This window comes from Telmatospirillum sp. J64-1 (assembly GCF_006980715.1).
GTDB lineage: Bacteria > Pseudomonadota > Alphaproteobacteria > Rhodospirillales > Magnetospirillaceae > Oleiliquidispirillum > Oleiliquidispirillum nitrogeniifigens.
The window spans coordinates 1-4,357 of the sequence record NZ_SBHN01000056.1; the positions used below are offsets into that span (position 1 = coordinate 1).

Genomic DNA, 4,357 nt, shown 5'->3' on the forward strand with positions numbered 1-4,357 from the left:
ACCTGTCCGGCCGTGCAGATCCAGCGGCCGCGCTACAGCGATGACCAGGGCATCACCATGCTGGAAATGGACCTGGAGCTGGTGCCGACCGATGCCGGCGACGACGAACTCCAGATCACCGTGAAGTAAGGGGAAAAAGAATGAAGTTCGTTTTCACCAAGGAAAAAACTGTCGAGTGGCCGGTCAAGGTGAAGGTGCCGACCGATGGTGGGAATTACGCGACCCAAACCTTCAATGCCAAGTACAAAATCCTGCCGCAAGAACAGTACGACGCCATCGTCAAGGATGATCCGATGGCCGCCGACAAGCCGGTCTTGCGCGCGGTGCTGCAAGGCTGGGACATGCTGGGCGAGAACAATGCCCCGCTGCCCTTCGACAGTGAAAACCGCGAAGCGGTGCTGGACATCCCCTATGTCCGACAGGCGCTGATCACCGGCTACCTTGAAGCCATCAGCGGGGGCCGCAGAAAAAACTAACCGACGCCGCCCGCGCCTGGGTGTTCGGCCCGGCCGGCCCCGGCGCGGAAGTGGCGGCGGATCTCGAGGCCTTTGGCGCACCACCAGCGCTGATCGAGCAGCTGAAGGCCGAGGCCGAAGCGGCAGCTTTCCCGGTGTGGCGGGAAAATTCCGTCCCTTTCGGCTTGTTTTTGAACCTCTCGACCCAATGGCGGCTGGCGCCGGAGGGCCAGCCGCTGGGGCTCGATTACCACGCCGCCGAGGCGGCGGCGCGGTGGATGCGGATCAAACGCACGCCCGACCTTTTTGAAGACCTTCGGGTGATGGAACTGGCGGCCTTGCAGGCCATGGCCGAGAAGCGAAAGCGGAGTTGAGATGTCCCAGGATATGACGCTGGCAGTAAGAATCACGGCGGATGGCGGGCAGTTCCGCGCCACCGTGATTGGTGCTGCCCGCGATCTGGAGGGCCTCTCTCGATCCGCCGGCACCGGTCGCCAAGCTCTCGACGGCCATGGCCGCGCCGCCGACGCCGCCGCCCGCCAGACCCAAGGCCTGGGCCAGGCGGTCGAAGGCACCCGCCGCGACATAGACCTACTGGGCAAGGCGCTGGCCGTGGTCGGGATCGGCGGGTTCACAGCCGCGATGGCCGCCGCCAGCCGCCAGGCGCTGGGCTTCGGGACGGCGATGCGCGAAGTGTCGACGTTGCTCAGCGACACCCGCGAGATGGGACGGATGACCGCTGAGGCCAGGGCGATGGCCATCCAGTTCGGTTCGCTTCCGACGGCGCAGGCACAGGGCTTTTATCAGGTGATTTCGGCTGGCGCGTCTAACGCCGCCGAGGCCATCTCGACACTGGATGCGGCCAATCGCCTCGCCATCGGCGGTGTCACCAGCGTCGGTGTGGCGGCGGATGGTTTGACCACCATCCTCAACGCCTATGGCGACCAAGTTGAAAGCGTCACCGCCGTCAGCGATGCGATGTTTGTCGCCATGCGCGCCGGCAAGACCACCATTGGCGAGCTGTCGAGCAATATCGGCTCCGTCGCGCCATTGGCCGCACAGACGGGAATCGCCCTGGAAGAGGTTCTGGCCGCCACGGCGGCCCTGACCAAGGGCGGCAATACCACTAGCGTGGCCATGAACGGCCTGAGCGCCGTCATCAGCAGCGTCATCAAGCCCTCCGGCGAGGCCGCTCGGATGGCCAAGGAACTGGGCATCGATTTTACCAGCGCGGGCCTGCGCGCCAAGGGACTGGCCGGGTTCCTTCAGGAGCTGACCGAGAAGACTGGCGGTGCCGAGGAAAAGCTCGCCGTGCTGTTTGGCGGGGTGGAGGCTCTGCGTCCGGTCCTGGCCCTGACCGGCAACCAGGCCCAGGACTTTTCCGCCATCCTCGAAGACATGGCCAATAAGGCCGGCGCTACCGCCGATGCCTTTGCCAAGATGTCCCAGGACGCTCAGTTCAAGCTGAACCAGTTAAGGGCGATGCTGGCGGTTGCGAGCGTCGAGGTGGGCGACACGCTCCTGTCCGGCATCGTGCCGGCGGCCGAGGCCGTGGTGACCAACTTGGACATTATCGGCGATGGCGCCGTGATCGCCGGCACGGCGCTGGGGACGGCTTTTGCGGTGCGCGGTGTGGCCCGCGCCGCTGATGAACTGAAGAAATATCGCATCGCCTTGGTCGCCGCCCACACCACGGTGGATGCCTCGACCGGCGCCCATATCCGGGCCAGCGCCGCCACCCTGCGCCTGGCCGCAGCCAAGAACGCCGCTGCGGCTGCCAGCCGGGGCCTACAGGCGGCTGTCGCGTGGTTTGGCGGACCGATTGGATTGGCCATCACCGCTGCGGCGGCGGGCATCGCCTATTTTGCGACACGCCAGAGCGAGGCAGAACGGGCTGCCAACCAGCACCGTGAGGCCATGATCAGCTTCAATGCGGTGATCGACCAGACCAAAGGAAAGGTCGAGGCCCTTAACGAAGGTATGGCCGCCCAAGCGCGAATCCAGCTAGAAGCTACCCGGACCGCTCATCTCGCCATCATCGCCCAGCAGGAACAGTTCGCCCGGGCCGGTAATTTCCGCATTGACCGATTGGCCTTCGACGGCCAAGTCGCGCCTGAGGCCATCGAAGTGCTGCGCGGTCTGCAGCAGATGTATCTCGATAACGCGATTGCGGCCGACGAATTGTTTGTCGCCCTTGAGCGTCTGGGGCAAAGCGATGAAAACCTGAAGCCTCTGGTCGATTGGGCGGCAGGCTGGGCCGGCCCGCTGATCGAGGCGAAGGAAAAGGTGCAGGAGGCGGAGGCCTCCCTGGCTCGCCTCAACGGCACCCTGAACGATACCGCCGCCGCCGGCAACACGGCGGCCGGCGGCATTGGCGATGTCGCGGCGGCGGCGGTCGGCGCCATCGAGGGCTTTGATGAACTGCTGGCCAAGCTGCGCGACGCCAACGCCACCTATGGGCTGAGCGAGGCCGCGACCCTGCGCTACCGCCTGGAGCAGCAGGCCCTGAAGGCCGAGCAGAAATCCAGCGTGGAGGAGTTGTCCGAGGCCACGCGCGCGCAGATCGCCGAGGCGGTGGCGGTGCAGACCGCAACCGATGCCAAGGCCCAGGCGCGCGAGGCCGCCTCCAAGTTGGCCTCGGCCTATCAGGGCCTGCTGCGCCAGCTGGACCCGCTGGCGGCAGCGGAGCAGGAACATGCGGAAGCGCTGGCGACTCTCGACCAGGCGCTGAAGGCCGGGCTGGTAACGGAGGATCAGCACCGCCGGATGCTCGCCGAGCTGAACCGCCAGTACCAGGACAACATCGCCCTGCTGCGCAGCCGCCGGTCGGCGCTGGAAGACACTCTCGATAGCGTCGATCTCGAGAACAAGGCCCTGGAACTAACGCTGGCTGGGCGCGGCGAGATGATCCCGCTGCTGCGCGCCGAGGCCGAGCTGCGCCGCCGGTTGGGGCGCGAACTGCTGCCCCAGGAGGCCGCCGAGCTGCGGCGGGTCTATGATGAGCAGATCCGGCTGAACCGTGCCATCGCCGCCCAGGAGGATGCCGAGCGCGCCGCCCAGGCCGCACTGGAAGAGCGCGTGCGCCAAGCCAATCGCGCGGCCGACGAGATCGTCGACTACGGGACCGACGTCTTTGACGATTGGTTTGCCGGCCAGCGCCGGGGCTGGCGGGCGATTTGGGACGATGTTGTGGCCATGGCCCGCCGTGCCATGGCCCAGCTGGCGGCCGAGATGGTGCTGCGCCCGATCATCGCGCCGGTCATCAGCAGTGTCATGGGCGGCGGCCTGCAGGCCACCGGCAGCGGACAGATCATCGGCGGTGCCGGCGGCATTGGCGGTGCCGGCGGCATGGGCATCAGCGACATGACCAGCCTGGGCAGCCTGCTGAGCGGCGGGGGCTCCTCCTCGATGCTCTACGGCGCCGGGCAATGGCTGGCCCAGAGCAGCCTCGGCCAGGCGGTCGGCCTCTCGACCACTGTGGGCACGCCGATCAGCCTGCTGCCGGGCACGGCCGGCACGGCCACCGTGGCGATGACCGGCGCCGGCCAGGCCTTTGCCCAGGGCCTGGCTGCCTCGCCCTGGGGCATTGTCGGCAGCATGGGCGCGGGCCTGCTCGGCCTGGGGCACTCCAACCCGCTGGTCAACGCGGCGACCGGCGCGGCCGGCTCGGTGGCCGGCGGCGTGGCCGGCTCGATGATGCTGGCCGGCTCTCTGGGCGGCCCCATCGGCGCCATCGCCGGCGCGTTCTTGGGCACGGCGTTGGGCGGGCTCTTCGGCAAAAAGAAGAAGGCGGACAGCGCCGTCACCAATGTGGACCTGATCGGTGAAGAACTGGTGGCAGGCCGCCGCCGCACGGCCCATGGCGGCAACATCAATGTGACGAATGCGATGGCCGATGCCTA

Annotated in this window: 3 protein-coding genes; all 3 read left to right on the forward strand. The window is 67.2% G+C overall.

The window, feature by feature from the left end:
* Positions 1-140: 140 nt before the first annotated feature.
* Positions 141-476 carry a hypothetical protein gene (locus tag EPD66_RS23560; protein ID WP_142851003.1) on the forward strand — a complete coding sequence of 112 codons (336 nt, stop codon included), beginning with the start codon at positions 141-143 and terminating at the stop codon, positions 474-476.
* A 20-nt stretch (positions 477-496) separates the two neighbouring features.
* The gene (locus EPD66_RS23565; protein WP_221931105.1) at positions 497-829 is read left to right on the forward strand and encodes a DUF1799 domain-containing protein; all 333 of its coding nucleotides are present in this window, start codon (positions 497-499) and stop codon (positions 827-829) included.
* Position 830: 1 nt separating this feature from the next.
* A partial coding sequence (locus EPD66_RS23570; protein WP_142851004.1) for a phage tail tape measure protein occupies positions 831-4,357 on the forward strand: 3,527 nt, incomplete at its 3' end.